This is a genomic window from Leuconostoc lactis, from assembly GCF_007954625.1.
GTDB classification, from domain to species: domain Bacteria; phylum Bacillota; class Bacilli; order Lactobacillales; family Lactobacillaceae; genus Leuconostoc; species Leuconostoc lactis_A.
This window is the reverse complement of record NZ_CP042420.1, coordinates 360457-382091: the sequence shown is the minus strand read 5'-3', so window position 1 is coordinate 382091 and position 21635 is coordinate 360457. Positions and strand designations below refer to the sequence as shown.

25 protein-coding genes, 1 other RNA gene and 1 other annotated feature are annotated in these 21635 nt (G+C 44.1%); of the genes, 25 read left to right on the top strand and 1 reads right to left on the bottom strand.

Features of this window, described 5'->3' with window-relative positions; translation table 11 throughout:
- Window positions 1-44: 44 nt before the first annotated feature.
- The 6 genes from FGL80_RS01875 to FGL80_RS01850 all read left to right on the top strand — a co-directional run bounded on the left by FGL80_RS01875 (window position 45) and on the right by FGL80_RS01850 (window position 7532).
- Complete coding sequence (locus FGL80_RS01875; RefSeq protein WP_055307441.1) at window positions 45-599, top strand: RNA polymerase sigma factor; 555 nt, start codon at window positions 45-47, stop codon at window positions 597-599.
- A gap of 95 nt (window positions 600-694) precedes the next feature.
- On the top strand, window positions 695-2020 hold the full coding sequence (gene eno, locus FGL80_RS01870) for a phosphopyruvate hydratase (protein WP_010001698.1): 1326 nt from the start codon (window positions 695-697) through the stop codon (window positions 2018-2020).
- Window positions 2021-2225: 205 nt separating this feature from the next.
- On the top strand, window positions 2226-2810 hold the full coding sequence (locus FGL80_RS01865) for a DNA-3-methyladenine glycosylase I (protein ID WP_055307372.1): 585 nt from the start codon (window positions 2226-2228) through the stop codon (window positions 2808-2810).
- 104 nt (window positions 2811-2914) lie between these two features.
- Complete coding sequence (locus tag FGL80_RS01860) at window positions 2915-4408, top strand: Ppx/GppA phosphatase family protein (RefSeq protein ID WP_055307373.1); 1494 nt, start codon at window positions 2915-2917, stop codon at window positions 4406-4408.
- Window positions 4408-6552, top strand: a complete 2145-nt coding sequence (locus tag FGL80_RS01855) for an RNA degradosome polyphosphate kinase (RefSeq protein ID WP_055307374.1) — start codon at window positions 4408-4410, stop codon at window positions 6550-6552. Before FGL80_RS01860 ends, FGL80_RS01855 begins: the two co-directional genes overlap by 1 nt.
- Window positions 6549-7532 (top strand): Ppx/GppA family phosphatase, encoded by a 984-nt coding sequence (locus FGL80_RS01850; protein ID WP_055307375.1) that lies wholly within the window; start codon window positions 6549-6551, stop codon window positions 7530-7532. Before FGL80_RS01855 ends, FGL80_RS01850 begins: the two co-directional genes overlap by 4 nt.
- Before the next feature lie 250 nt (window positions 7533-7782).
- On the opposite strand, the gene FGL80_RS01845 is transcribed toward FGL80_RS01850, so the two are convergent.
- The gene (locus tag FGL80_RS01845; protein WP_055307376.1) at window positions 7783-8418 is read right to left on the bottom strand and encodes a YigZ family protein; all 636 of its coding nucleotides are present in this window, start codon (window positions 8416-8418) and stop codon (window positions 7783-7785) included.
- Between the two features lie 17 nt (window positions 8419-8435).
- Between FGL80_RS01845 and FGL80_RS01840 the strand changes: the two genes are divergently transcribed.
- From FGL80_RS01840 to FGL80_RS01750, 19 genes are all read left to right on the top strand, one after another.
- The gene (locus FGL80_RS01840; RefSeq protein ID WP_055307377.1) at window positions 8436-9713 is read left to right on the top strand and encodes an ATP-dependent helicase ComFA; all 1278 of its coding nucleotides are present in this window, start codon (window positions 8436-8438) and stop codon (window positions 9711-9713) included.
- 257 nt (window positions 9714-9970) lie between these two features.
- Window positions 9971-10381, top strand: coding sequence for a ComF family protein (locus FGL80_RS09105; RefSeq protein ID WP_244297942.1), 411 nt, complete (start codon window positions 9971-9973; stop codon window positions 10379-10381).
- An 82-nt stretch (window positions 10382-10463) separates the two neighbouring features.
- Window positions 10464-11012, top strand: coding sequence for a ribosome hibernation-promoting factor, HPF/YfiA family (gene hpf, locus FGL80_RS01830; RefSeq protein WP_055307379.1), 549 nt, complete (start codon window positions 10464-10466; stop codon window positions 11010-11012).
- A 132-nt stretch (window positions 11013-11144) separates the two neighbouring features.
- Entirely contained in the window at window positions 11145-12692 is a 1548-nt protein-coding gene (locus tag FGL80_RS01825) for an ABC transporter permease (RefSeq protein WP_055307380.1), read from the top strand.
- Window positions 12693-12762: 70 nt separating this feature from the next.
- Window positions 12763-13353 (top strand): TetR/AcrR family transcriptional regulator, encoded by a 591-nt coding sequence (locus FGL80_RS01820; RefSeq protein WP_055307381.1) that lies wholly within the window; start codon window positions 12763-12765, stop codon window positions 13351-13353.
- A 52-nt stretch (window positions 13354-13405) separates the two neighbouring features.
- Window positions 13406-13555 carry a 50S ribosomal protein L33 gene (rpmG, locus tag FGL80_RS01815; protein WP_010001468.1) on the top strand — a complete coding sequence of 50 codons (150 nt, stop codon included), beginning with the start codon at window positions 13406-13408 and terminating at the stop codon, window positions 13553-13555.
- 15 nt (window positions 13556-13570) lie between these two features.
- Window positions 13571-13744, top strand: coding sequence for a preprotein translocase subunit SecE (secE, locus tag FGL80_RS01810; RefSeq protein WP_010001469.1), 174 nt, complete (start codon window positions 13571-13573; stop codon window positions 13742-13744).
- A 119-nt stretch (window positions 13745-13863) separates the two neighbouring features.
- On the top strand, window positions 13864-14490 hold the full coding sequence (nusG, locus tag FGL80_RS01805; RefSeq protein WP_029509488.1) for a transcription termination/antitermination protein NusG: 627 nt from the start codon (window positions 13864-13866) through the stop codon (window positions 14488-14490).
- A 112-nt stretch (window positions 14491-14602) separates the two neighbouring features.
- Entirely contained in the window at window positions 14603-15067 is a 465-nt protein-coding gene (gene rplK, locus FGL80_RS01800) for a 50S ribosomal protein L11 (RefSeq protein ID WP_010001472.1), read from the top strand.
- Window positions 15067-15759 carry a 50S ribosomal protein L1 gene (gene rplA / locus FGL80_RS01795; protein WP_010001473.1) on the top strand — a complete coding sequence of 231 codons (693 nt, stop codon included), beginning with the start codon at window positions 15067-15069 and terminating at the stop codon, window positions 15757-15759. Before rplK ends, rplA begins: the two co-directional genes overlap by 1 nt.
- Window positions 15760-15798: 39 nt before the next feature.
- Window positions 15799-15917: a sequence feature (ribosomal protein L10 leader region), on the top strand.
- A gap of 28 nt (window positions 15918-15945) precedes the next feature.
- Window positions 15946-16521: a 50S ribosomal protein L10 gene (gene rplJ, locus FGL80_RS01790; protein ID WP_010001474.1), complete on the top strand. Its 576-nt coding sequence runs from the start codon at window positions 15946-15948 to the stop codon at window positions 16519-16521.
- Window positions 16522-16577: 56 nt separating this feature from the next.
- Complete coding sequence (gene rplL / locus FGL80_RS01785; RefSeq protein WP_010001475.1) at window positions 16578-16943, top strand: 50S ribosomal protein L7/L12; 366 nt, start codon at window positions 16578-16580, stop codon at window positions 16941-16943.
- Between the two features lie 120 nt (window positions 16944-17063).
- Window positions 17064-17705 carry a class I SAM-dependent methyltransferase gene (locus tag FGL80_RS01780; protein WP_055307382.1) on the top strand — a complete coding sequence of 214 codons (642 nt, stop codon included), beginning with the start codon at window positions 17064-17066 and terminating at the stop codon, window positions 17703-17705.
- Window positions 17683-18192, top strand: coding sequence for a tRNA adenosine(34) deaminase TadA (tadA, locus tag FGL80_RS01775; protein ID WP_055307383.1), 510 nt, complete (start codon window positions 17683-17685; stop codon window positions 18190-18192). Before FGL80_RS01780 ends, tadA begins: the two co-directional genes overlap by 23 nt.
- 62 nt (window positions 18193-18254) lie before the next feature.
- Window positions 18255-18773, top strand: coding sequence for an HD domain-containing protein (locus FGL80_RS01770; RefSeq protein ID WP_055307384.1), 519 nt, complete (start codon window positions 18255-18257; stop codon window positions 18771-18773).
- A gap of 23 nt (window positions 18774-18796) precedes the next feature.
- Window positions 18797-18884, top strand: an RNA gene (gene ffs / locus FGL80_RS01765) — signal recognition particle sRNA small type.
- Between the two features lie 74 nt (window positions 18885-18958).
- Complete coding sequence (dnaX, locus tag FGL80_RS01760; protein ID WP_055307385.1) at window positions 18959-20731, top strand: DNA polymerase III subunit gamma/tau; 1773 nt, start codon at window positions 18959-18961, stop codon at window positions 20729-20731.
- A gap of 36 nt (window positions 20732-20767) precedes the next feature.
- Window positions 20768-21373: a recombination mediator RecR gene (gene recR, locus FGL80_RS01755; RefSeq protein ID WP_010001482.1), complete on the top strand. Its 606-nt coding sequence runs from the start codon at window positions 20768-20770 to the stop codon at window positions 21371-21373.
- Window positions 21370-21630, top strand: a complete 261-nt coding sequence (locus FGL80_RS01750) for a YaaL family protein (protein ID WP_010004630.1) — start codon at window positions 21370-21372, stop codon at window positions 21628-21630. Before recR ends, FGL80_RS01750 begins: the two co-directional genes overlap by 4 nt.
- The last annotated feature ends 5 nt before the right edge of the window (window positions 21631-21635 follow it).

The following is a 21635-nucleotide window of genomic DNA, read 5'->3' as shown; positions in this document are numbered from 1 at the left end:
ACCTGAATACTAACTACTGCCACTTGTAGTGTGGGGGATTAGTGTTGGGGAAAGATAGATTACTTGCTGCCGTTCGTGCGGCACAAAATGGCCATGATATTGCGTATAATGTTTTAATTAAACATTTAAAGGGTGCGATGTTTGACATTCATCGACGCAAAGTGAGTAGCCGCATCACGGCTGACGACTGGTATGCAGATGGGTTAGAAATTTTACTACGTTGTGTACAGCGGTTTGACACGATTCAGCCAAGAGCAAAATTTTCAACTTACTTTATGACGGCCTTATCCAATCATGCAACGGATTTAATTCGGTCATATTACACCGCAAAATCTGAATTCGAAAAACAAATGATTTCAGATACAAATGATGTTGCAGAAACTGTTATTGATTGCGGCACAGATACGTATAATCCAGAACAGCTTGTCGTATTACGCGAAATGTTGAACACAACGCTGGTTGCGAAAACGCCAGAATTTCGACAAACTGTTTTGCAGTTGTTAGGGGCTGAAAGTGGCGCAATACCGGGCACGACACGGCGTTTTGAACAGATGCAATACCGTTTGAAAAAGGCGATACAACAGGCTATATCTTCTTAATGATCATGAATTTTGTACACAAATTATGTTTCAGCCACTGGCCTGTGATATAATATACATGGTAGAAAACCATAAACCAAAGGAGAAACAGACAGATGTCTTTAATCACTGATATTATCGCACGTGAAGTTCTTGACTCACGTGGAAACCCTACACTTGAAGCAGAAGTTATCACAGAATTAGGTGGTTTCGGTCGCGGTATGGTACCTTCAGGTGCCTCAACTGGTGAACACGAAGCTGTTGAATTGCGTGATGGCGACAAGTCACGCTTTGGTGGCAAGGGAACAACAAAGGCCGTTGCCAATGTTAACGATGCTATCGCTAAGGCTTTGGTTGGTAAGTTCGACGTAACTGACCAACGTGCAATCGATCAAGCTATGATCGAACTCGACGGTACAGAAAACAAGGGTAAGTTAGGCGCAAATGCTATTTTGGCTGTGTCAATCGCTGTTGCCCGTGCAGCTGCGGATGAATTAGGTGTGCCTTTGTTCTCATACTTGGGTGGCGTTAACTCATACGTTTTGCCTACACCAATGATGAACGTTATTAACGGTGGTGCACACTCAGCTAACAAGGTTGACTTCCAAGAATTCATGATCATGCCTGTTGGTGCCCCAACAGTTAAGGAAGCTATCCGTTATGGTGCCGAAACATTCCACGCTTTGAAGAAGTTGTTGGAAGCTGACGGTAAGGCAACATCAGTTGGTGATGAAGGTGGCTTCGCTCCTGACTTTGCTGACAACGAAGAACCTTTGAAGTACTTGATCCGTGCGATTGAAGCTGCTGGTTACAAGCCAGGTCAAGATATCGCTATTGCTGTCGACGTTGCCTCATCAGAATTGTATGATGCTGAAACTAAGACATACAAGTTGCGTTGGTCAACAGGTGAAGAATTCACAACACCTGAATTCATCAAGTACCTTGAAGATTTGACAGAACGTTACCCAATTATCTCAATCGAAGATCCTATCGATGAAAACGAATGGGAAGACTGGGCAACAATCACTGCTGAATTGGGTAAGAAGGTACAATTGGTTGGTGACGACTTCTTCGTTACAAACACACAATACCTACAAAAGGGTATTAACATGGGTGCCGCTAACTCAATCTTGATCAAGGTTAACCAAATTGGTACTTTGACAGAAACTTTCGAAGCTATCGAAATGGCTAAGGAAGCTGGTTACACTGCTATTGTGTCACACCGTTCAGGTGAAACAGAAGACACAACAATTTCTGACTTGGTTGTTGCAACAAACGCTGGTCAAATCAAGACTGGTTCATTGTCACGTACTGACCGTATCGCTAAGTACAACCAATTGATCCGTATTGAAGAATTGTTGGGTTCAACAGCACAATACAAGGGTATTCAATCATTCTATAACTTGTCAGTTGCTGCACGCGATGCTATCCAAGCAAAGTAATCAGTGACTTGATTTAAAATCATACCTTTTGGTGTGATTTTTTTTTACCAAAAAAAGAGAAGAGGTAGCTATTTACGATGACAAATAAAACGATATTGGCGCTAGGCGTTAGTGTAGTGGCGGTTGCGACAGTAGCCCATGTTATTTACTGGGAAACCCGTCCAGCAGAAAAAAGAGCCCAAGATCCCGTAAGAAAGGTGCTGACATGGTTGAAAAACAAGTGACGAGATGTCAGTGGGTGGCACATTATCGGCCATCAGAGACGATGGTTGCCTACCATGATGTTGAATGGGGACATCCCATTAGACAAGACGATCGGTTATTGTTTGAACTGCTAACGTTAGAAATTTTTCAAGCCGGGCTCAGCTGGGAGATTGCTTTAAACAAGCGAGCGGGTTTGAAACAGGCCTTTAAAAATTTTGATCTGACACAAGTCAGCCAAATGACTGCGCAAGATGAAGCAATGCTACGCGATGATGCAACAATTATTCGAAATCGGTTGAAGATTGCAGCCACGGTTAATAATGCACATGCCATTAAACGTGTACAAGCAGCATTTGGTAGTTTTTCAAATTACATGTGGCAGTTTACGAATGATCAGGTGATTGATCATCATGTGACTGATGTCGCTCTGATTCCAGCGCAAAATGAGTTATCACAAAGCGTTGCCAAGGATATGAAGGCGCGCGGATTTAAATTTGCAGGACCGGTGACCATTTACTCATTTTTACAGGGGATGGGAGTCATTAATGATCATGAGGAAAGTTGTACATTCAAATACCATCAGTAATTTGAAAATTTTAAATTAATTAGAATTATGATATTTTTCGTGAATTAAAAGAGAATATTATGTGATAAACTGATAATATCACATTGATAGCATTTGAGGTGGACATGGCAACAATTCAGGGGATTATCTTATTAAATTCTAGTTCGGCTGCCTTGCAGATCGTTAATCAGAAAACTGGGGAAAAGATTGAAAAAGTGACGCGTGATTTTGGTGAAAGTGATATTAACTCACCTATTTTCACAACAGAAATTATGCGACGTGCGTTAGCGCAAGTGCATAAATTTCAACAATTATTACGCGATTATGCCGTCAAAGAAGTGACATTATATGGTAGTGAAACATTGTCACAGATGAAAAATGCGGTTTATTTTGCCGATCAAATTGAAACAGCAACTGGCCTTAAAATACAGTGGTTGAATGGTAATCAAGAAAGTTTTTACCGGCAATTAGCGCTACGGCAAGCTTATCAGCAGCAAAAGGTCAGTGCGACAGACGGTCAATTTTTTGTTTTGGGCATGAGCTCTGCGCGACTTGATCTGAGTTATTTTAACAATGCACGGTTTGTGTTTTCACAACATTCAGCAGTTGGGCCGATTCGATTGGCGCAAATCATTCATGATATGGCTATCGGGGTCGCACAGGAAACGGCTTTTGCCAGAGAATTAATTAATAGTAAATTAGCTGATTTTTGGCATATGTTACCACCTTATCAGCCAGCAGAGTCATTAATTTTACTGGGCGCTGGCGCCGCGCAACAGATATTCTTGCCGGAACATGCGCATTGTGTTCGTGTGTCAAAAGCGGTTATTCAGACGTTAGCGGACGATTTGGCTAATTTAAATGATCAAGCGATTATTGAAAAATATGCGGTTGATTTTAATGATGTGCCATTTATTCTCACAGAAATGTTATTACTTTTGCATGTCATGTCAGCACTGCAGGTGTCAACGTTGCAGATTAGTGATATTACCGTTTTAGATGGTTTATCGGTTAATGATGCACAAGCAGAAGCGGATATCGTGACGGCGGCACGTGGTATTGCGGATCGTTATTTGGTTGAACCGGTGCATCGTGAAATTGTTTTAACTTTTGCGACGCAATTATTTGATCGTCTCAAAAAAATCCATCATCTCACATCACGTGACCGCTTACTATTAGTGGTGGCGGCCTTGGTACATGATGTGGGGAGTTTTATTAATTCACAAAAACATTATCAGTATTCTGAAGATATTTTAACTGGTGTTGACTTTTATGGCTTGTCAACGGTAGAACAACGCATGATTGCAGCGATTGCGCGGTATCATAGTGCAGAAACGCCGGACAGCGCCTTACGCACGGTTGCTGACTTTTCACCCCAGCAACGTCTACGCATTGCAAAATTGGCCGCACTATTACGATTAGCCGACGCGTTAGATGATAGTCGTTTACAGAAAATTACCCAGTTAACGGTCTCAATTGGGGAGAACCAGATTACGATTACGGCCCAAACATTAGCCGATCTGCAATTAGAAATTTTTGTCTTTACGCAGAAGGCGCGCTTTTTTGAGGCCGTATTTGGTTTACCCATTGTGTTAAAACGAAAAGGAAAGAGAAGTTGATGGTTGATTTTAAACACTCAAAATTTTATGTCAATCGTGAAATCAGCTGGTTGGCTTTTAATGATCGTGTTTTGGCTGAGGCGCGGGATTCGCAAAATCCTTTGCTGGAACGTGCCAATTTTTTAGCGATTACGCAAAAGAACATGGACGAATGGTTCATGGTTCGTGTGGCGAGTTTACAACAGCAGGTGATGTTGGGGCATAATCGGGTTGACGCCACTGGTGAAACACCTAAGGCACAGTTAGATCACGTCGCACAAGTTGTTGGGCAACAAATTAAAGATCAGTATCAAGTGTTAAATCGCCGATTATTACCAGCACTGAAACGCCAAGGATTTGAACTGCTATCGGCAGAAGACTTATCCACGGAACAAAAAATATTTTTGAAAAGTTTTTTTGAACAAGAGCTGCTGCCCGTTTTAACGCCGATGGCAATCGACTCAACACGTCCATTTCCATTCCTAGCTAATGATACGTTGAACATTGGGGTACGTCTTCAAAAAGACAATGAAAAATCTGAGAAGTATTTGGCGGTGCTCCAAGTGCCGGAAACTTCTGGGCGCGTGATTGCTTTGCCGGAAACGAATCAATTTGTCCTGATAGAAGTAGTGGTACAGCTGTTTTTGGCCTCACTTTTCCCTGGTTATACGATTAAAGAATCAACTGTTTTTCATGTCTTGCGGGATATGGAATTGGATGTGAGTGATGACGAAGATACCCCCAATATTTTGCAAGAAGTACAGTCAAAGCTGCAGGAACGTGAACGGGGTCGGATCATGCGGGTAATCTTATCGCATGAGACCAGTAAGACGCTGAAGAATAAACTGGTTAAACTCTTACAAGTCGATGATGCCCGGACGTATTTGGTCAATGGCCCCGTTGATTTGACTTTTTTAACGGCTTGGTTAAAATTACTCGATGCCCCGACATTACGTTTTCCGACTTTTAAGGGGTTTGACAATCCGGCATTAGCACCAGAAAAACTGTTTGATAGCATTCGCCAACAGGATTTTCTACTACATCACCCTTATGATGCGTTTAAACCAGTGGTCCGTTTGATTCAAACGGCAGCACAAGACGACCAAGTACTCGCGATTAAAATGACACTGTATCGTGTTTCGGGGAGATCACCCATTATTAAGGCGTTGGGTGAAGCCGCACGACGTGGTAAGCAAGTCACGGTGTTAGTGGAAATTAAGGCGCGTTTTGATGAAGAAAATAACGTTCATTGGGCGCGTGAGTTAGAGCGACAAGGCGTCCATGTTGTTTATGGCCTGCGGGGGTTAAAGACCCACGCTAAAGTCGCTTTAATCGTCAGACGAGAAGATGATACTATTCGACGCTATGTCCATCTTGGTACGGGTAATTATAATGATGTCACGGCAAATTTCTATACGGATATGGGGCTGTTAACCAGTGATGCCGAACTTGGGGCAGATGTCGCCTCGATTTTTAACATTTTGACAGGTTATTCAGATCCAGGATTTTTCCATCAATTACACATGTCACCAGATGGTATTCGTGAATTTTTATATGAACAAATCGCTAATGAAATTGCTAATGCCAAAGCGGGGCTTCCGGCTGGGATTAAAATGAAGTTCAATTCACTATCTGATGAACGAATCGTGCGCCACCTTTATGAGGCGAGTCGCGCAGGGGTGCCCATCCAACTTATTATTCGCGGTATTACGATTTTAAAAGTGGGGATTCCAGAAGTTAGTGATACGATTGAGGTGCATTCAATTGTTGGGCGTTTTTTGGAACATAGCCGGATTTATAGTTTTGAAAATGGTGGCCAACCAAAAGTTTATTTGTCATCTGCCGATTTAATGACGCGAAACCTTGATCGTCGAGTGGAATTACTTTTTCCACTTAAAGATGACCGTTTACGCGATCAAGTACGTGACATTTTCCAGACGATGTGGCAGGATAATGTCAAAACCCGGGTGTTACAACCGGACGGCACATTTTTGAAGAAAGATCGCCGTGGTGTTATGACCTACAATGCACAAGAAATGTTTATTGCAGAGTCGTTGACAGCGCAGAAAAATAGCCAAGATCGGGTGGCTGCAACTGAAGTGACGCGACGTTTTGAACCGTTGAATAACCCGTTTTTAAATGAAGAAGGTCGAGGGGACATATGACAGTAATTGCAGTGATTGATTTAGGATCAAACTCAGTCCGTATGACGGTGAGTCGCTACCATAGTGACGGCTCATACGAAGTCTTAGCGCGCTTTCAAGAAATGGTGCGGTTGTCGGCGGGGATGGGACCGGATAAAGTCTTACAAGAAGAGGCGATTAAGCGGACCATTACCGCGTTAGAAAAATTCAAAAAAGCCTTAAAAGACTACGACCAAACTAAGCTTGAAACTTACGCGGTTGCGACGGCAGCGGTGCGTCAGGCTAGTAATCAAGCCGCGTTTTTAGAGCAGTTTGAGCAAACCATGGGCTTTCCATTACGTATTCTATCTGGTGAGGAAGAAGCGCATTTTGACTATGTCGGTATTATTAACACGTTCTCAGTCAATGATGCCTTAATTCTAGATACTGGTGGTGCCTCCTCAGAATTGGTGCTTGTGCGTAATCGTCAGGCTGTGCATGCAGTGAGTTTGCCAGTGGGGGCGGTGAATATTTCAGAAGCTTACCTTGAACGCGATAAGGTATCTGCCGCGGCATTGTTCCGTGCGATTTTGTCGCTACGGCAATTGTTTGGTGATATTTCGTGGTTGCGTGAATCGGTGAATATGCCTTTGATTGCCCTTGGTGGGAGTAACCGAACGTTGGCCAAAATTAGTCGCAAAAAAAATAAAGTCCAAGACATGCCCATTCACGGTTATCATATGAGCATTGGTGAAGTCGCGGCAATCTATGACAATATTTTGAGTGAAGGGTTAGACGGGCGTAAAAAGATCCCTGGCTTAGCCAAGGAGCGAGCGGATATCATCGTTGGTGGGTTGTTACCGTTAGTTGAAATCTTGCTCTTTACAGAGAGCCGACAAGTGATCTTTTCACAAAGTGGGCTACGTGAAGGCTTCTTGTTTGAACAAATTATGAACAAAACTGGCCATCAAGTGGTATCGCCAGAACCAGCTGCCATGACGGTGGATAAAGAAGATTTGTAAGTTGTCTTATATCAAAAAAGTACCAATCTCTATCAGAGATTGGTACTTTTTCTATTTTTTAAATAAAAAACACAACTGCTTGAGTTGCGTTTTAAATGGTTGTGATGTTACAACAGTGCTACAAATTGCCTGTAAACGCCTATATATCGAGCGTTATGATGATCCACCCGGGAGTCGAACCCGGATTTCAAGAACCGGAATCTTGCGTGCGATCCATTACACTAGCGGATCATAACTATTCAATTATAGCCTATTTTGTCGAAATTTCAAAGAAAGTTTTTTCACCAATTTGAAATTTAATGTTACCGGCCAGAAAATCAGTCAATGTCGCTTGGAATTCTGGCAGTTCCACTTCGGCAACTGGCACGACCAGATGGACCGCCGTATCGTAAGTGGTGGTCATAATTTGATAATCATGTGTGGTTAACCAGTATTGTAATGTGTCGGCTTGTTTGTAGTCGACGGTGAGCGTCACTTTGGTCCGCGTCAACCGTTCCACTAGACCAGCGGCCTTGATGCCGTCGGCGGTTGTACCGGCATACGCACGAATGAGCCCACCAGCGCCTAACTTAATGCCGCCAAAATAGCGGGTGACGACAGCAACGACATCATGGATGCCGTTTTTTTGTAGCACTTCAAGCATCGGCACGCCTGCGGTGCCACTCGGCTCACCGTTGTCGGAATAGCGTTGAATTTGATCGTTATCGCCTAATAAATAGGCAAACACATTGTGGGTAGCCTTATAGTGCTGTTTGTTAATTTTCTCGATAAACGCACGGGCATCTTCTTCTGACGTGATGCGGGCAATATTTAAAATAAAACGTGATTTTTTAATGTCTTGTTCCCAGACAAACTGATCTGGGGCGATTGTGATGTACTTGTCCATATATCGTATTATAGCGTATGGAAAAATATTATGGTCGACAAATTGTGCAAGCAAAGATTGATCCTATCCCAACTACTTGTCAGGTTGTCCCAGCCTTTCATCACACGATCTGTCAGCGCTGTGGGCAAAGCCAACGCGAGGCACTCCCTAACAAACAATTTTATTGTCGGGCGTGTTTAGCATTGGGACGTGTGAGTACGTTGGATGTATTAGTATCGCTACCAGAACCCAACCGATTTAACGGTGACACGACATTAACGTGGACCGGACAATTGACGGCGCAACAACGACAGGTCAGTCGTGCCTTATTGGCAACGTTAACTCAAAAACGGGCACACTTAGTTTGGGCGGTGACGGGTGCGGGTAAAACCGAAATGCTCTTTCCAGTCATTCATCGCGCGCTGCAAGCAAAACAACGCGTTGCCATTGTGTCACCGCGCATTGATGTGATTTTGGAACTGGCGCCACGCTTACAAGCAGCCTTTCAACAGACACCGCTGGTCGTTTTGTATGGCGAACAACCGCAACCCTATGCCTATACGCAGTTGGTTTTAGCGACAACGCATCAAATGTTACGTTTTTCAGCGGCTTTTGACGTACTAATTATTGATGAAGTTGACAGCTTTCCCTTCGCTGGGGATGCCATGCTTAACTTTGCTGTGAACAAAGCCAAAAAAAACCAAAGTACGGTGATTTATCTGACGGCAACGCCGACAAAGCAATTACGTCAACGAGTCAAGCGGCAACAACTGGCCGTTTCCTATCTCCCATTACGCTTTCATCAACATTTATTACCCGAGATACGACTGCGGCTGGTGAACAATTGGCGACACAAACTGCCGATGCATTTTTATCAACAGGTTCAACAACGCTTAATGGCCAAACGGCGTTTATTGATTTTTGTGCCACATATTGCAGATCTTAAACCAATTTATGCGGCCTTAAGTCAGCGATTCCCCGAACAATTAGGGGATTATGTGTCCGCAGACGATGCGCAGCGCCAAGCAAGAGTGCAACGCATGCGAGATGGGACCGTGCAATTTCTTGTGACGACCACGATTTTGGAACGTGGAGTGACGTTTCCGGCATTAGATGTGTTGATTTTGGGCGCGGAAGAGCCGGTATTTAGTGAAAATGCTTTGGTTCAAATGGCAGGCCGTGTCGGCCGGCATCCTGACTATCCGAGTGGGTTAGTTATCGCCTATGTGACTCACGTTAATTACCACGTTTTAGCTGCTCGGCATCAAATTAGGCAAATGAATCGACGTGGCCAAAAGTTAGGTGGTGTGACATGATGTGTTTGCTATGTCAACAACCAATACACGACGAACTGAATCTGTTGCAAGCACTCGGCGTGATAACATTGGACAACGCGGTAATTTGTGAGCCGTGTCGGCAACGGTTTCAAAGTATTACGGCAGCGTGTGCTGGTTGCGGCCGACAACAAGTTGATGATACGTTGTGTCAAGATTGTCGCCGTTGGCAACAACAAGGGCAGCAATTATTAGCGCATTGTGCGTTATATCAATACAATGAGGCGATGCGACAGTATATGAAGGCGTATAAATTTAACGGGGATTATCTGCTGCGTTCCGTATTTAATCGTGAGTTAATTCAAAAAGTGCATACTATGGCTATGGATATGGTTGTGCCGGTACCGGTTAGTCATGATACGATGTTACGACGGGGATTTAATCAAACGCTAGGACTATTTGAAGGGGTCCCTTATCAGGCATTACTGCAAGTGACGCAACAGCAAAAGGCACATCAGTCACAGCGAGATCGTGCGGCCCGTTTACACCGAAAACAGCCATTTTCCATTGCGGTGACCAAAGATTTGGGTGATCAGCGCGTGTTACTTGTTGATGATGTCTATACAACAGGCAACACGTTATATCATGCAGCAGCATTGTTATACCAATTAGGCGCAAAAGAGGTCAAAAGTTTGTCATTGGCGCGTTAATGATGAGAAAATGAACATTTTTACAGAAAACGCTTACAGCTATGGTATAATAAATGTAGTAACTTAGATGGAGGAATTGATTATGTTAGATTTTAATGTACGAGGCGAGAATATCGAGGTAACAGATGCCCTTCGTGAGTATGTGGAGAAGCGTCTGACAAAGTTGAACCGTTACATCGGCGAAAAAGCGACTGCTAATGTCAATTTGAGAACTTACCAGTCTGATAAGTCTGATAAGGCCGAAGTTACCATTGTACTACCGTACGTTGTTTTACGCGCGGAAGCTATTGACCCTGACATGTATGCAGCGATTGATGCAGTTTCTGATAAGCTTGAACGTCAAGTACGTAAGTATAAGACGAAGATTAATCGTAAGTCACGTGCAACTGGCTTCAAGGGCATTGATGCAGAAGGTGAAATTCCTGAAACAGAAGTGGACGATGATGCAATCCAAGTCGTACGAACAAAGCATGTGGATTTGAAGCCAATGTCACCTGAAGAAGCAGCCCTACAAATGGATTTGTTAGCGCACAATTTCTTCATCTTCAAGGATGCAGAAACCAACACAGATGCTGTCATTTACAAGCGTAAGGATGGCCGCTATGGTTTGTTGGAGACTGCAGGCGAATAATGGTGTATTGTGTAGTTGCGTCAGTATGACCAACGCGCAAAAATGTTGTAAAAGTCATAAAACTTTATAAAGATAACCCCAAAAAGCCTTTTTATCGTTATGCTAGTAATAATAGATAAAAGAGGTTTTTTTATGTTCAGTTGGCAATCCCTATTTAAAAATAAGCGACAGCTCGTGAAGTGGCTAGTAGCCACGATCACACCGGTCATCTTGGTAGCCGGTATGCTGGGTGTTTTAGGACATCAGAACCAACAGGCAACTAAACTACGTGTTGCGGTTGTCAATCAAGATCGTGGTGGTCAATATCAAGATCAACAGCGCAATATTGGGGCTGATTTTAGCAAGTTATTGCATCAAGATACAGCGTTGACCGCGGTTGATTATCGCAGCGTAGCACAAGCCAAAGCAGCTTTGCGCGCTGGTAAGGTCAATAGTGTCGTGATGATGCCAGCAACGTTGACACAACAATTGGCTGACTTTAAACAAACTGGTCAAGTTGCGCCAATTTCACAGTGGCTAGCGAGTGGGCAAAGCCCATTTGCTGCCCAGTACCTCACACAGGCATTATCAGCAGCGTTGACCCGTCAGAATAACGCGTTGCTAGTTGGTCCGGCAAATAACACGGCGTTGAAAAAAATTGCGCAACAAAGTCAACAACTCTCGCAGCAAGCAGATGATTTGCAAGTGAATTTGCAAGTTGTTGGGAATCGTATTGATGCGCAATCTGCCAGTGATTTAAAGGATAACGCCAATGATGCGGTGGCAAAATTGGCAAATTATTCGGCACAACTAAATGATGCCGTTAATGCTGGTGACACAGCAAAAATTCAGGCCATGGCAGTGGCGATTAATAATCTATCTTATACGATGCAAACTACGATTGTTGGTGGCATTGGCACAATCAGTGCTAATTTATCACAGGCTAAAGCGTTAAGTGAGCAATCAGGCACGATTCAAGCTGGTGCCAATGCGCTACAGCAAGGCCAAGCTGACGTGGCCAGTCAGCTTAACAGTATGTTGGGTGAACAGGCGGATCAGCACGATGCGTCACCATTGACGCAGATGATACGCTATCAGACGGTTGATTTACAACCCATTAAGCAAACCGGACAAACCTTATTGCCACAATTATTGGTGGTGGCCGTGACAGTGCTGGCTGTATTGTTTGGGTTACTACTACCTGTGAAAGCAACACGTCAAGAGGCGTTAGCCTTAGAACAGTGGTGGGAAAATTTCCAACTAGCGGGCGTGTTCAGCTTGTTAGCTGTTGGCTTGATGGTCGGTAGTGCGCCGTTTTGGCATGTGACGATTGGTAATATTTGGCTAATGGCTGGGGCGACGTTGTTAGCCGCCTGGGTCATGATGAGTCTGGTTTGGTATTTGAAGCAGTGGCTTGGACAGGCAGGCTGGTGGCTAAGCATTGTCTTGTTGATTTTGCAGGTAATCTTTGTGTTAAGCATCAGCCCAGCCCAGACGATACCAACGGTTGTGCATATGAGTGATATGGTATGGCCGCTAGCAGCTTTGTATCGTGTGACGACGGCGATTATTTTTGGCGGGGCAGTCCAGCAAGATTTGTTAATCTTAGCGTTGTGGTGGCTTGTCTTGACGATTTTGTTAGTCTCATACTATCGGATGAAGCAGCGGCAAAATTTCAAGAACGAATTAAGCCAGTCGTAAAATCTAAAAAATCAGTGCAGGATGACGAAAGTCATGCTGCATTTTATTTGAAATGGTGTAAACTAACAATATGGAAACCAAATCACAGACAAATACAGCGACACGTGATCGCATTATAGCCGCTGCGACAGACCAATTTTTGGCGCACGGGTTTGAACAAACCACAACACGTGATATTGCCAAAGCGTTAAATATTACCCAACCGGCGTTATATCACTACTTTGGTGACAAAGAAACCTTATTTGTTGAGGTGATCAAGGTCGTTGGACAACAAGTTGCTGATGAGATGCTCGCCATCTTGGCACGGCCCTATCCGCAGCCAGTTGATCAGCTAGTCGACATGACTAAGGTGATTGTAAATCGGCATCCGCGTGATGTTTTCACTTTAATTCACGGTAGTTTTGATGTGCTTTCGCCAGATAGTAAACAAACGTTAGGCATGGTTTTTGGCCGGCATTATGTCGGTCCGATTGCACGTTTTTTTGATCAAGAGGCGATGCAATTAAGGCAACATGTTGATGCCAAAATGGCGAGTGCATTTTATATTACAAGTTTGGCACCGTTGTTTAGTGACTTCCATGCGCTCACTGATGCCCATGATTTAACGACACGCGTCCGAAATCTACTTGATCTGATTTTATACGGCGTTGCGCAACGTTGAGTTTTACGCGTGTAAGTGTTATGCTAGAAATGAAATTTAACGGAGACCTATTATGGCTAGTCAAAAAGTATCACTCGCGTGCACAGTATGTGGCTCACGCAATTACACAGTAGCATTGTCAAAAGATCGGACAGAACGTTTAGCAGTGAATAAGTTCTGTGCTTTTTGTGGCAAGCACACATTGCATCAACAAACAAAGTAAAGGGGGCAACCAACCATGGTGAGATACTTTAAAAATGTCGCAAACGAAATGAAAAATGTGACATGGTTGTCCGAAGCGCAAGCATCAAAGGAAACAGTGACGGTGATTACCGTGTCGATCATCTTCGCGATTTTCTTAGGCGGTGTGGACTGGCTCTTACAACAAGGTATTAACTTCGTCATGAAGTAATAGCTCAAAAACAGAAAATATAGTATACTGTAACTAACGCAAGGACTTCTTAAAAGAGGTTCTTTTTTATATCGAATGAAAGAAAGGGCGGTGTACCCGCAAGGGTACCGACAATTAAAATGACAGAAAATAACGAATTACCAGAAGAAAATGTTGTACCAACACCAAACACAGACGACATTGAAAAGTCATGGTTCGTTGTGCACACGTATTCAGGTTATGAACATAAAGTGAAGGCTAACTTGGAATCACGTACACAAACAATGGGGATGACAGAACAAATTTTCCGTATTTTGGTGCCAGAACAAGAAGTCACAACGATTCAAGATGGTGAAGCCAAGACATCAGTTGAAAATGACTTCCCAGGGTATGTGTTGGTTGAAATGGCCACACCACAAGATTACAACATGACAGATGAAGCTTGGTACGTTGTCCGTAACACGCCAGGTGTTACTGGTTTCTTGGGCTCGCACGGTGCCGGATCAAAGCCAAATTCTTTGTTGCCTGAAGAAGTTGATTTGTTGATGAAGCGGATGGGGATGGTCACACGTGAAGTGGTTGACCTTGACGTTGAAGTTGGTCAAATCGTTAAAATTATTGCTGGCCCATTTGCGGGCATGGAAGGTACAGTTGTCAGTGTGGATGCGGAAAAGCAAACGCTTGAAGCAACGGTGGAAGTCTTTGGTCGTGAAACACCAACAGAATTGGACTTTGCCGATGTCGACACGGTCTTGGACGAAGCCTAAATAAAAGTATTGCAATTTGCTTTATTTTTTAATATAATGTATTGGTATGCCATCGGCATACGTGGGAGTAGCACTAAAGCTACGTCTACCACAACACGAGGAGGAAAAAATCGTGGCTAAAAAAGTTACACAAGTAGTTAAGCTACAAATTGCCGCTGCTAAAGCAACACCAGCACCACCTGTTGGTCCAGCTTTGGGACAAGCCGGCATTAACATCGCGCAATTCACAAAGGAATTTAACGCGCGTACTGCAGACCAAGCGGGTTCAATCATTCCGGTTGAAATCTCTGTTTTCGATGATCGTTCATTCGAATTCGTGACAAAGACACCACCTGCTGCTGATCAATTGCGTAAGATCGTTGGTAAGGGTTCAGGGGAACCTAACACTAAGAAGGTCGGAAACGTTACTTTGGATCAAATCCGTGCAATTGCTGAAAACAAGATGGCTGACCTGAACGCCAACGACTTGACAGCTGCTATGCGTATGATCGAAGGTACAGCACGTTCAATGGGTGTTACTGTTGATGGTGTTGACTTGACTGTTGAAGGTACAGCAATCAAGGAGGACGCAGAATAATGACTCAAAAGCATGGTAAGAAGTACGCCGCAGCTTTAGCAAAGGTTGACGCTGAAAAGAACTACGCCTTGAACGATGCCGTGGCATTGGTTAAGGAAATTGATTACGCTAACTTCGACGCATCAGTTGAAGTTGTCTTCAACTTGAACGTTGACACACGTCAAGCCGACCAACAATTGCGTGGCGCTGTTGTGTTGCCAAACGGTACAGGTAAGGACAAGAAGGTTATCGTCTTTGCGCAAGGCGACAAGGCTAAGGAAGCGGAAGCTGCTGGTGCCGATGTTGTTGGTGCTGCTGACTTGGTTGCACAAATCCAAGGCGGTTGGTTAGACTTTGACACAGCTATTGCGACACCTGACATGATGGCTCAAGTTGGTCGTGTTGCCCGTGTATTGGGACCTAAGGGCTTGATGCCAAACCCTAAGACTGGTACTGTGACAATGGACGTGACTAAGGCTGTTTCAGATGCCAAGGGTGGTCAAGTGACATACCGTACAGACCGTGACGGAAACGTTGCTGTACCTGTTGGTCGTGTTTCATTTGAAGATGGTAAGTTGGCTGAAAACATCAAGACAATTGCTGAAACTGTTTTGAAGGCTCGTCCAGCTGCTGTTAAGGGCACATACGTACAACACGTATCAATTGCCTCAACATTTGGCCCATCAGTAACATTGGACATCAACACATTGTAAAATTTGACGATATCAACTTGGTTTGATATAATCATTTAAGTGAATTAAATCATTTTGCCTAAGACTCAGGTGGTACTTGTACCTTAATATCCTGCCGAGGAAGTTTTAAAAAAACTTTTCCCGTGCGTCTTTTGGTGCACGGGATTTCTTTTGCAAAATAATATTAAGGAAGGAGAATCACATATCATGAGTGAAAAAGCTATTGCGCTTAAGGCACAAAAGGTTGAAGAAGTTGCTGAACAATTCAAGAACGCTGCTTCAGTAGTTGTGGTCGATTCTCGTGGATTGACAGTTGCGCAATCAACAGAATTGCGTCAACAATTACGTGAAGAAGGCGTGTCTCTTGAAGTGATCAAGAACAAGATTTTGACACGTGCTGCTGAAAAAGCTGGTTTTGCTGAATTGAACGACATCTTTGTCGGTCCTTCAGCCGTAGCCTTCTCAAGTGAAGACGCTATTGCGCCATCACGTATCTTGAAGAAGTTTGCTGACGCCAACGAAAAGTTGGAAATCAAGGGTGGTGTTGTTGACGGCAACATCGCTAACTTGGACGACATCAACAAGTATGCATCTTTGCCATCACGCGAAGGTTTGCTTGGTCAATTGATGGCCGAATTCCAATTCTCAATCCGTTCATTTGCATATGCTGTTAAGGCTGTGCAAGAGAAGTTGGAAGAAGAAGGTGGCGAAGCTGCTGCACCTGCTGCTGAAGAAGCACCAGTTGCGGAAGCTGCAGCCGAAGAAGCACCATCTGCTGAATAATCAGCAACAAGTTTTACTAACGACAACATCAAAACAAAAATTTGGAGGATTTAATCATGGCTTTTGATAAAGACGCGATTATCGCATCATTGAAGGATGCAACAATCTTGGATTTGGCTGAATTGGTTTCAGCAATCGAAGAAGAATTTAACGTTTCAGCAGCAGCTCCTGTAGCAGCAGCTGGTGCAGCTGACGGCGCAGCCGCAGCAAAGACAGACTTCGACGTAGAATTGACTTCAGCAGGTTCTGCTAAGGTTAAGGTTATCAAGGCAGTTCGTGAAGCAACTGGTCTTGGATTGAAGGAAGCTAAGGACTTAGTTGACAACGCACCTTCAATCGTTAAGGAAGGTCTTGACGAAGCAGCCGCTAACGAATTGAAGGCAGCTTTGGAAGAATCTGGCGCATCAGTAACTTTGAAGTAATTTCATTTGATGAAATAACGGATTGGTTATCATCACACCAATCGGTGTGGGATATGATTCGCAATATTAAAAGAGGTGCTTCGGTACTTCTTTTTTTGTACATAAACTTAAGGAGTCGTTATGACCACATCAAATGAAAAAATTGGCGGTGAAATGTATTTCACTGCCAACCCGAATTCTGAGCATCATTTCCAAAATTTTGATTTTGACTTGTTGGGGAATACCTTACACTTTACAACTGATAGCGGCGTTTTTTCTAAGTCAACCGTTGATTTTGGCACACGCACCATGTTGGATGCCCTTGATAAAACAACTCTAACTGACGGGAAGGTACTAGATCTCGGCACTGGTTATGGCCCAGTGGGGGTTGCTATTGCGAAAAAATATCAACGGTCAGTTGACATGGTTGATGTTAATGAACGGGCGTTGGCTTTAGCGCAACAAAACGCCAAGCAAAATGGGGTTGACCAGTTGGTATCCGTTTTCCAATCAGATATTTATCAACAAGTCACAGATCAATATGCCTTGATTTTAACGAATCCACCGATTCGTGCCGGTAAAGAGGTGGTCACGGCGATGTTACAAGATGCCGTGCATCACTTAGTACCGGGTGGTAAATTAATTGCTGTTTTACAGAAAAAGCAAGGGGCGCCTTCAGCACAAAAAAATATGCTGGCAGCCTTTGGTAATGCAAAAATTATTGCGAAAAACAAAGGCTACTATATTTTGGAGAGCACTTATGAGCCAGATACCCACATTTAGTGATGCGCAGATTGATTATTTTATGCAGGTTGCGCTAAACGAGGCCAAACTAGCCGCTACTGAAGGCGAAGTGCCAATTGGCGCGGTGATTGTGAAAGATAATCAAATTGTGGCACGAGCGCATAACCATCGTGAAGCGCACCAGCTCGCCACAGCGCATGCCGAGTTACTCGCGATTGAAGCGGCTAACGATGCGTTACAATCTTGGCGTTTAGAAGACACGGCGTTATTTGTCACGCTTGAACCTTGTATTATGTGTGCTGGGGCGATTATTAATGCCCGCGTCCCAGTGGTTTATTATGGTGCCGATGATGCCAAAGGCGGTGCGACCCGATCGTTGTATCAGTTGTTGGAAGATGAACGCTTGAATCATCGTGTCGTTGTCCATCCGCAGGTCCGCGGTGATGAGGGTGGGGCGCTGTTACAAGATTTTTTCGGCAAAATTAGAGCGCAACGGAAACGCAATAAAAAGTCGCAAACATTGTAACGGCTATATTAATGATTTCGTAGTATAATAGCATCAGACTTACTAAAAGAGGCAAAATTTACATGCAAAATCCTAATGCTTGGCGTCTCGACCAAGAGTATTTAGCAATTGTTGACGATTTATTACAACACGAAGAAGTACAGCAACTCGCACAATATACGCAACACCATTTTTCTAACCGGTTACGGCACTCTATCTCAGTTTCTTATCAATCTTATATGATCGCCAAAAAAATTGGCGCTGATGCAACAGCGACGGCACGTGCCGGATTGTTACATGATCTTTTTTACTACGATTGGCGTGTGACGAAGTTTGAAGCGGGTTCACATGCCTATGTCCACCCACGTATTGCGCTTCAAAATGCCAAAAAGCTAACGTCTATTAGTGATAAAGAAGCTGATATCATTGTTAAGCACATGTTTGGTGCCACCATTGCGCTACCAAAGTACCGCGAAAGCTGGATTGTTTCAATCGTAGATGATTTCGCAGCGGTCAACGAATATTTGGTACCCAAGGCTTACTTAACTTACTTTAAGTGGCAAGCAAAAGTGACGAAGAAAGTGGCTGAAGTGTTTGCTTAAAGCAAAAAAATTAGATATAATAATAAAGCAGGCAAGCGTCGACTCTCGAACCGGGTCAGGACAGGAATGTAGCAGCCCTAAGGTTGTTCGATGTTGTGCTTGTGTACATATTGACCGCATAGCGGTCTTTTTTTGTAAGTTAGCGTTGTAATTTGCAAAAAAAAGTTCCTCAGGAGGTGGTAACAGTGGCATATCAAGCATTATATCGGGTTTACCGACCACGGACGTTTGATGACATGATTGGTCAAGAAGTTATCACACAAACACTTAAGAATGCGATTGAAACAGAGCAGACAGGCCATGCCTATCTTTTTTCTGGGCCACGTGGGACAGGGAAGACATCTGCGGCTAAAATATTTGCTCGTGAAGTCAATGGGATTGATCCGCAAACAGATGATGCCCAAATTCCCGATATTGTGGAATTTGATGCGGCGTCTAATAGTCGCGTTGAAGATATGCGTGATATTTTGGCGAACGTGGATTATGCACCAATTGAAGCGAAATACAAAGTCTACATCATTGATGAAGTGCATATGTTGTCAAACAGTGCCTTTAATGCCCTCCTGAAGACGCTTGAAGAACCACCGGCAAATGTGAAGTTCATTTTGGCGACAACCGAACCGCAAAAAGTGCCCGTAACGATTTTGTCGCGGACACAGCGTTTTGAATTCAAACGAATTGCGACAGATGCCATTCAGGCACGGTTAGCCGATATTTTAACGCAACGTGATGTCGCTTATGATGACGATGCGTTACGAATTATTGCTAACGTTGCTGAAGGTGGTATGCGGGATGCGTTGTCGATTTTAGATCAGGTGATGGCGTATGGCACAGATCGGGTGACGGTCGATAACGCCTTACAGGTCACTGGCTCAACAACAACAGCCCAACTATTGGGATATATGGTCGCTGTCAGCCAAGGGGATACGCCAAGAGGGCTCCAAATTTTACATGATATTTTACTTGCCGGCAAAGATGCCCAACGTTTTGTGGTTGATGTGTTAGGCTTATTGCGTGATGTGATGATGACAAATGTCGCGCCTGATTTGATTAAAACAGCGATTGCTGTGACTGATCTTACGGCACTGGCGCAACAATTATCGGCTGAACGTATTCAACAGATGATGGTGATTCTAGATGACATTCAGCAACAGCTCATGCAAACGATGCAAAGTGATGTGTATTTAGAATTGCTCACGGTTAAACTAGCGATGACGGCTGCACAGCAAGCATCAGTACCAGTCCAGCCAAGTGAAACAGCGACACCTGCACAACCTGACAAATCTGCACCACAAGTGATTGCAGCACAACCAACGCCAACACCATTGGTACCAGTTGAGGTTGAACCAACATCGATCACACCAGTGCCGCCAACATCGGCAACACCACCAGTTGCACAACCAGTGGTAATTGCTGCGCCAACTGAGGAATCAACCGTTGCTAACCAATTATGGGCGCGTACGGGGCAAAATGCGGTCTTTGCCGTCCTACAACAAGCGAAGCGGGAGACGCTTAGTCGCGTGAAGGCTGCTTGGGCAGACTTGATTAGTCAATTTGGTGTTGCGGAACAGGCCTTACTGACGATTGCCGCCCCAGTAGCTGCAAGTGAGGAAGGGCTTGTTTTGGCGTTTGATTTTCCACCTTTATTGGCACAAGCTTTGCAAGATGCCGCTTTGCAAACGCAATTACGGACAGCGCTAGCTGCACAACAATTGCCAACAGAAATGGTGTTGATTACCCAAGATAGCTGGCAACAAGAACGCTCAGATTATGTGGCGCAATTAAAGGCTGGGACGACGCATCCTTTGAATTTGGCGGATATACCGAGAGTGAGCCAAACAACCACGACCCAGGCGCCAAATACGCCAACACCAGAACAAACGGGGCTTGTGGAACCAGCGATCGTCGCTGAAGCTAAGAAATTGTTTGGTGACGATATTGTGCAAGTGATTGATTAATAGAGAAAGGATTGGCTGTGATAGCCTTGTACCATTATGGAATATCCAGAACCGATTGCAAAATTAATAGCAAGCTATACAAAATTACCGGGTATTGGGCAAAAAACGGCCACACGTCTGGCTTTTTATACCTTAGGTATGGCAGAAGACGATGTCATTGATTTCTCTAAAGCACTTGCTTCTGCCAAAAATGATTTGACCTTCTGTGAGGTGTGTGGCAACATTACGGAAAAGACAATCAATCCGTGCGTGATTTGTCAGGATCCATCGCGTGACCAAACGACTGTTTTTGTGGTTGAGCAGGCGCGTGATGTGATGGCGATGGAAAATACGCGTGATTATCACGGCTTGTATCACGTGCTCAATGGCGTGATTTCGCCGAGTTCAGGGACAGGTCCAGAAGACATTAACTTACCGAGTTTAATTCGGCGATTATCAGAACATCAAGAAATTAATGAAGTGATTGTCGGCACAAATGTCAACGCTGAAGGCGAAGCAACGGCGATGTATCTCGCACGGTTGCTAAAGCCTGCGGGGATTAAAGTAACCCGTTTGGCGCACGGTTTGGCAGTGGGGTCAGATATTGATTATGCGGACCAGTTGACGTTGATTAAAGCAGTACAAGGACGAACAGAATTATGATATTTCGTAAAAAGAAAGTAAATCTGCGACAAACTTATGACCAGGCCCTCGTTTTTCAAATTGATAAAGCTAAAATTGACTGGGATACGGCCCAAAATTCGGAAGAAGCATTGTTAGATGGCCAAGTCAATGTGCGGTTAATTCAAGCACAAACAGCGCTAACAAAAGCCAAATTTAACTACCTCTATCGTGAAGCACGCCGTCGCAAGACAGTTGGGCATATGCAAACCCATGTCCTGAAAACTGATCGCATTTAATGCCG

Excerpts from the sequence above, each read along its gene's own strand:
- rpmG (WP_010001468.1), top strand. The coding sequence starts at position 13,406 with ATGGCTAGTCAAAAAGTATCACTCGCGTGCACAGTATGTGGCTCACGC.
- FGL80_RS01820 (WP_055307381.1), top strand. The coding sequence starts at position 12,763 with ATGGAAACCAAATCACAGACAAATACAGCGACACGTGATCGCATTATA.
- FGL80_RS01825 (WP_055307380.1), top strand. The coding sequence starts at position 11,145 with ATGTTCAGTTGGCAATCCCTATTTAAAAATAAGCGACAGCTCGTGAAG.
- rplJ (WP_010001474.1), top strand. The coding sequence starts at position 15,946 with ATGAGTGAAAAAGCTATTGCGCTTAAGGCACAAAAGGTTGAAGAAGTT.
- FGL80_RS01840 (WP_055307377.1), top strand. The coding sequence starts at position 8,436 with ATGGAAAAATATTATGGTCGACAAATTGTGCAAGCAAAGATTGATCCT.
- eno (WP_010001698.1), top strand. The coding sequence starts at position 695 with ATGTCTTTAATCACTGATATTATCGCACGTGAAGTTCTTGACTCACGT.
- FGL80_RS01860 (WP_055307373.1), top strand. The coding sequence starts at position 2,915 with ATGGCAACAATTCAGGGGATTATCTTATTAAATTCTAGTTCGGCTGCC.
- nusG (WP_029509488.1), top strand. The coding sequence starts at position 13,864 with ATGACAGAAAATAACGAATTACCAGAAGAAAATGTTGTACCAACACCA.
- secE (WP_010001469.1), top strand. The coding sequence starts at position 13,571 with ATGGTGAGATACTTTAAAAATGTCGCAAACGAAATGAAAAATGTGACA.
- FGL80_RS01770 (WP_055307384.1), top strand. The coding sequence starts at position 18,255 with ATGCAAAATCCTAATGCTTGGCGTCTCGACCAAGAGTATTTAGCAATT.
- FGL80_RS01750 (WP_010004630.1), top strand. The coding sequence starts at position 21,370 with ATGATATTTCGTAAAAAGAAAGTAAATCTGCGACAAACTTATGACCAG.
- FGL80_RS01865 (WP_055307372.1), top strand. The coding sequence starts at position 2,226 with ATGGTTGAAAAACAAGTGACGAGATGTCAGTGGGTGGCACATTATCGG.
- hpf (WP_055307379.1), top strand. The coding sequence starts at position 10,464 with ATGTTAGATTTTAATGTACGAGGCGAGAATATCGAGGTAACAGATGCC.
- rplL (WP_010001475.1), top strand. The coding sequence starts at position 16,578 with ATGGCTTTTGATAAAGACGCGATTATCGCATCATTGAAGGATGCAACA.
- FGL80_RS01780 (WP_055307382.1), top strand. The coding sequence starts at position 17,064 with ATGACCACATCAAATGAAAAAATTGGCGGTGAAATGTATTTCACTGCC.
- FGL80_RS01845 (WP_055307376.1), bottom strand. The coding sequence starts at position 8,418 with ATGGACAAGTACATCACAATCGCCCCAGATCAGTTTGTCTGGGAACAA.
- FGL80_RS01855 (WP_055307374.1), top strand. The coding sequence starts at position 4,408 with ATGGTTGATTTTAAACACTCAAAATTTTATGTCAATCGTGAAATCAGC.
- rplA (WP_010001473.1), top strand. The coding sequence starts at position 15,067 with ATGACTCAAAAGCATGGTAAGAAGTACGCCGCAGCTTTAGCAAAGGTT.
- tadA (WP_055307383.1), top strand. The coding sequence starts at position 17,683 with ATGAGCCAGATACCCACATTTAGTGATGCGCAGATTGATTATTTTATG.
- FGL80_RS09105 (WP_244297942.1), top strand. The coding sequence starts at position 9,971 with ATGAAGGCGTATAAATTTAACGGGGATTATCTGCTGCGTTCCGTATTT.
- FGL80_RS01850 (WP_055307375.1), top strand. The coding sequence starts at position 6,549 with ATGACAGTAATTGCAGTGATTGATTTAGGATCAAACTCAGTCCGTATG.
- recR (WP_010001482.1), top strand. The coding sequence starts at position 20,768 with ATGGAATATCCAGAACCGATTGCAAAATTAATAGCAAGCTATACAAAA.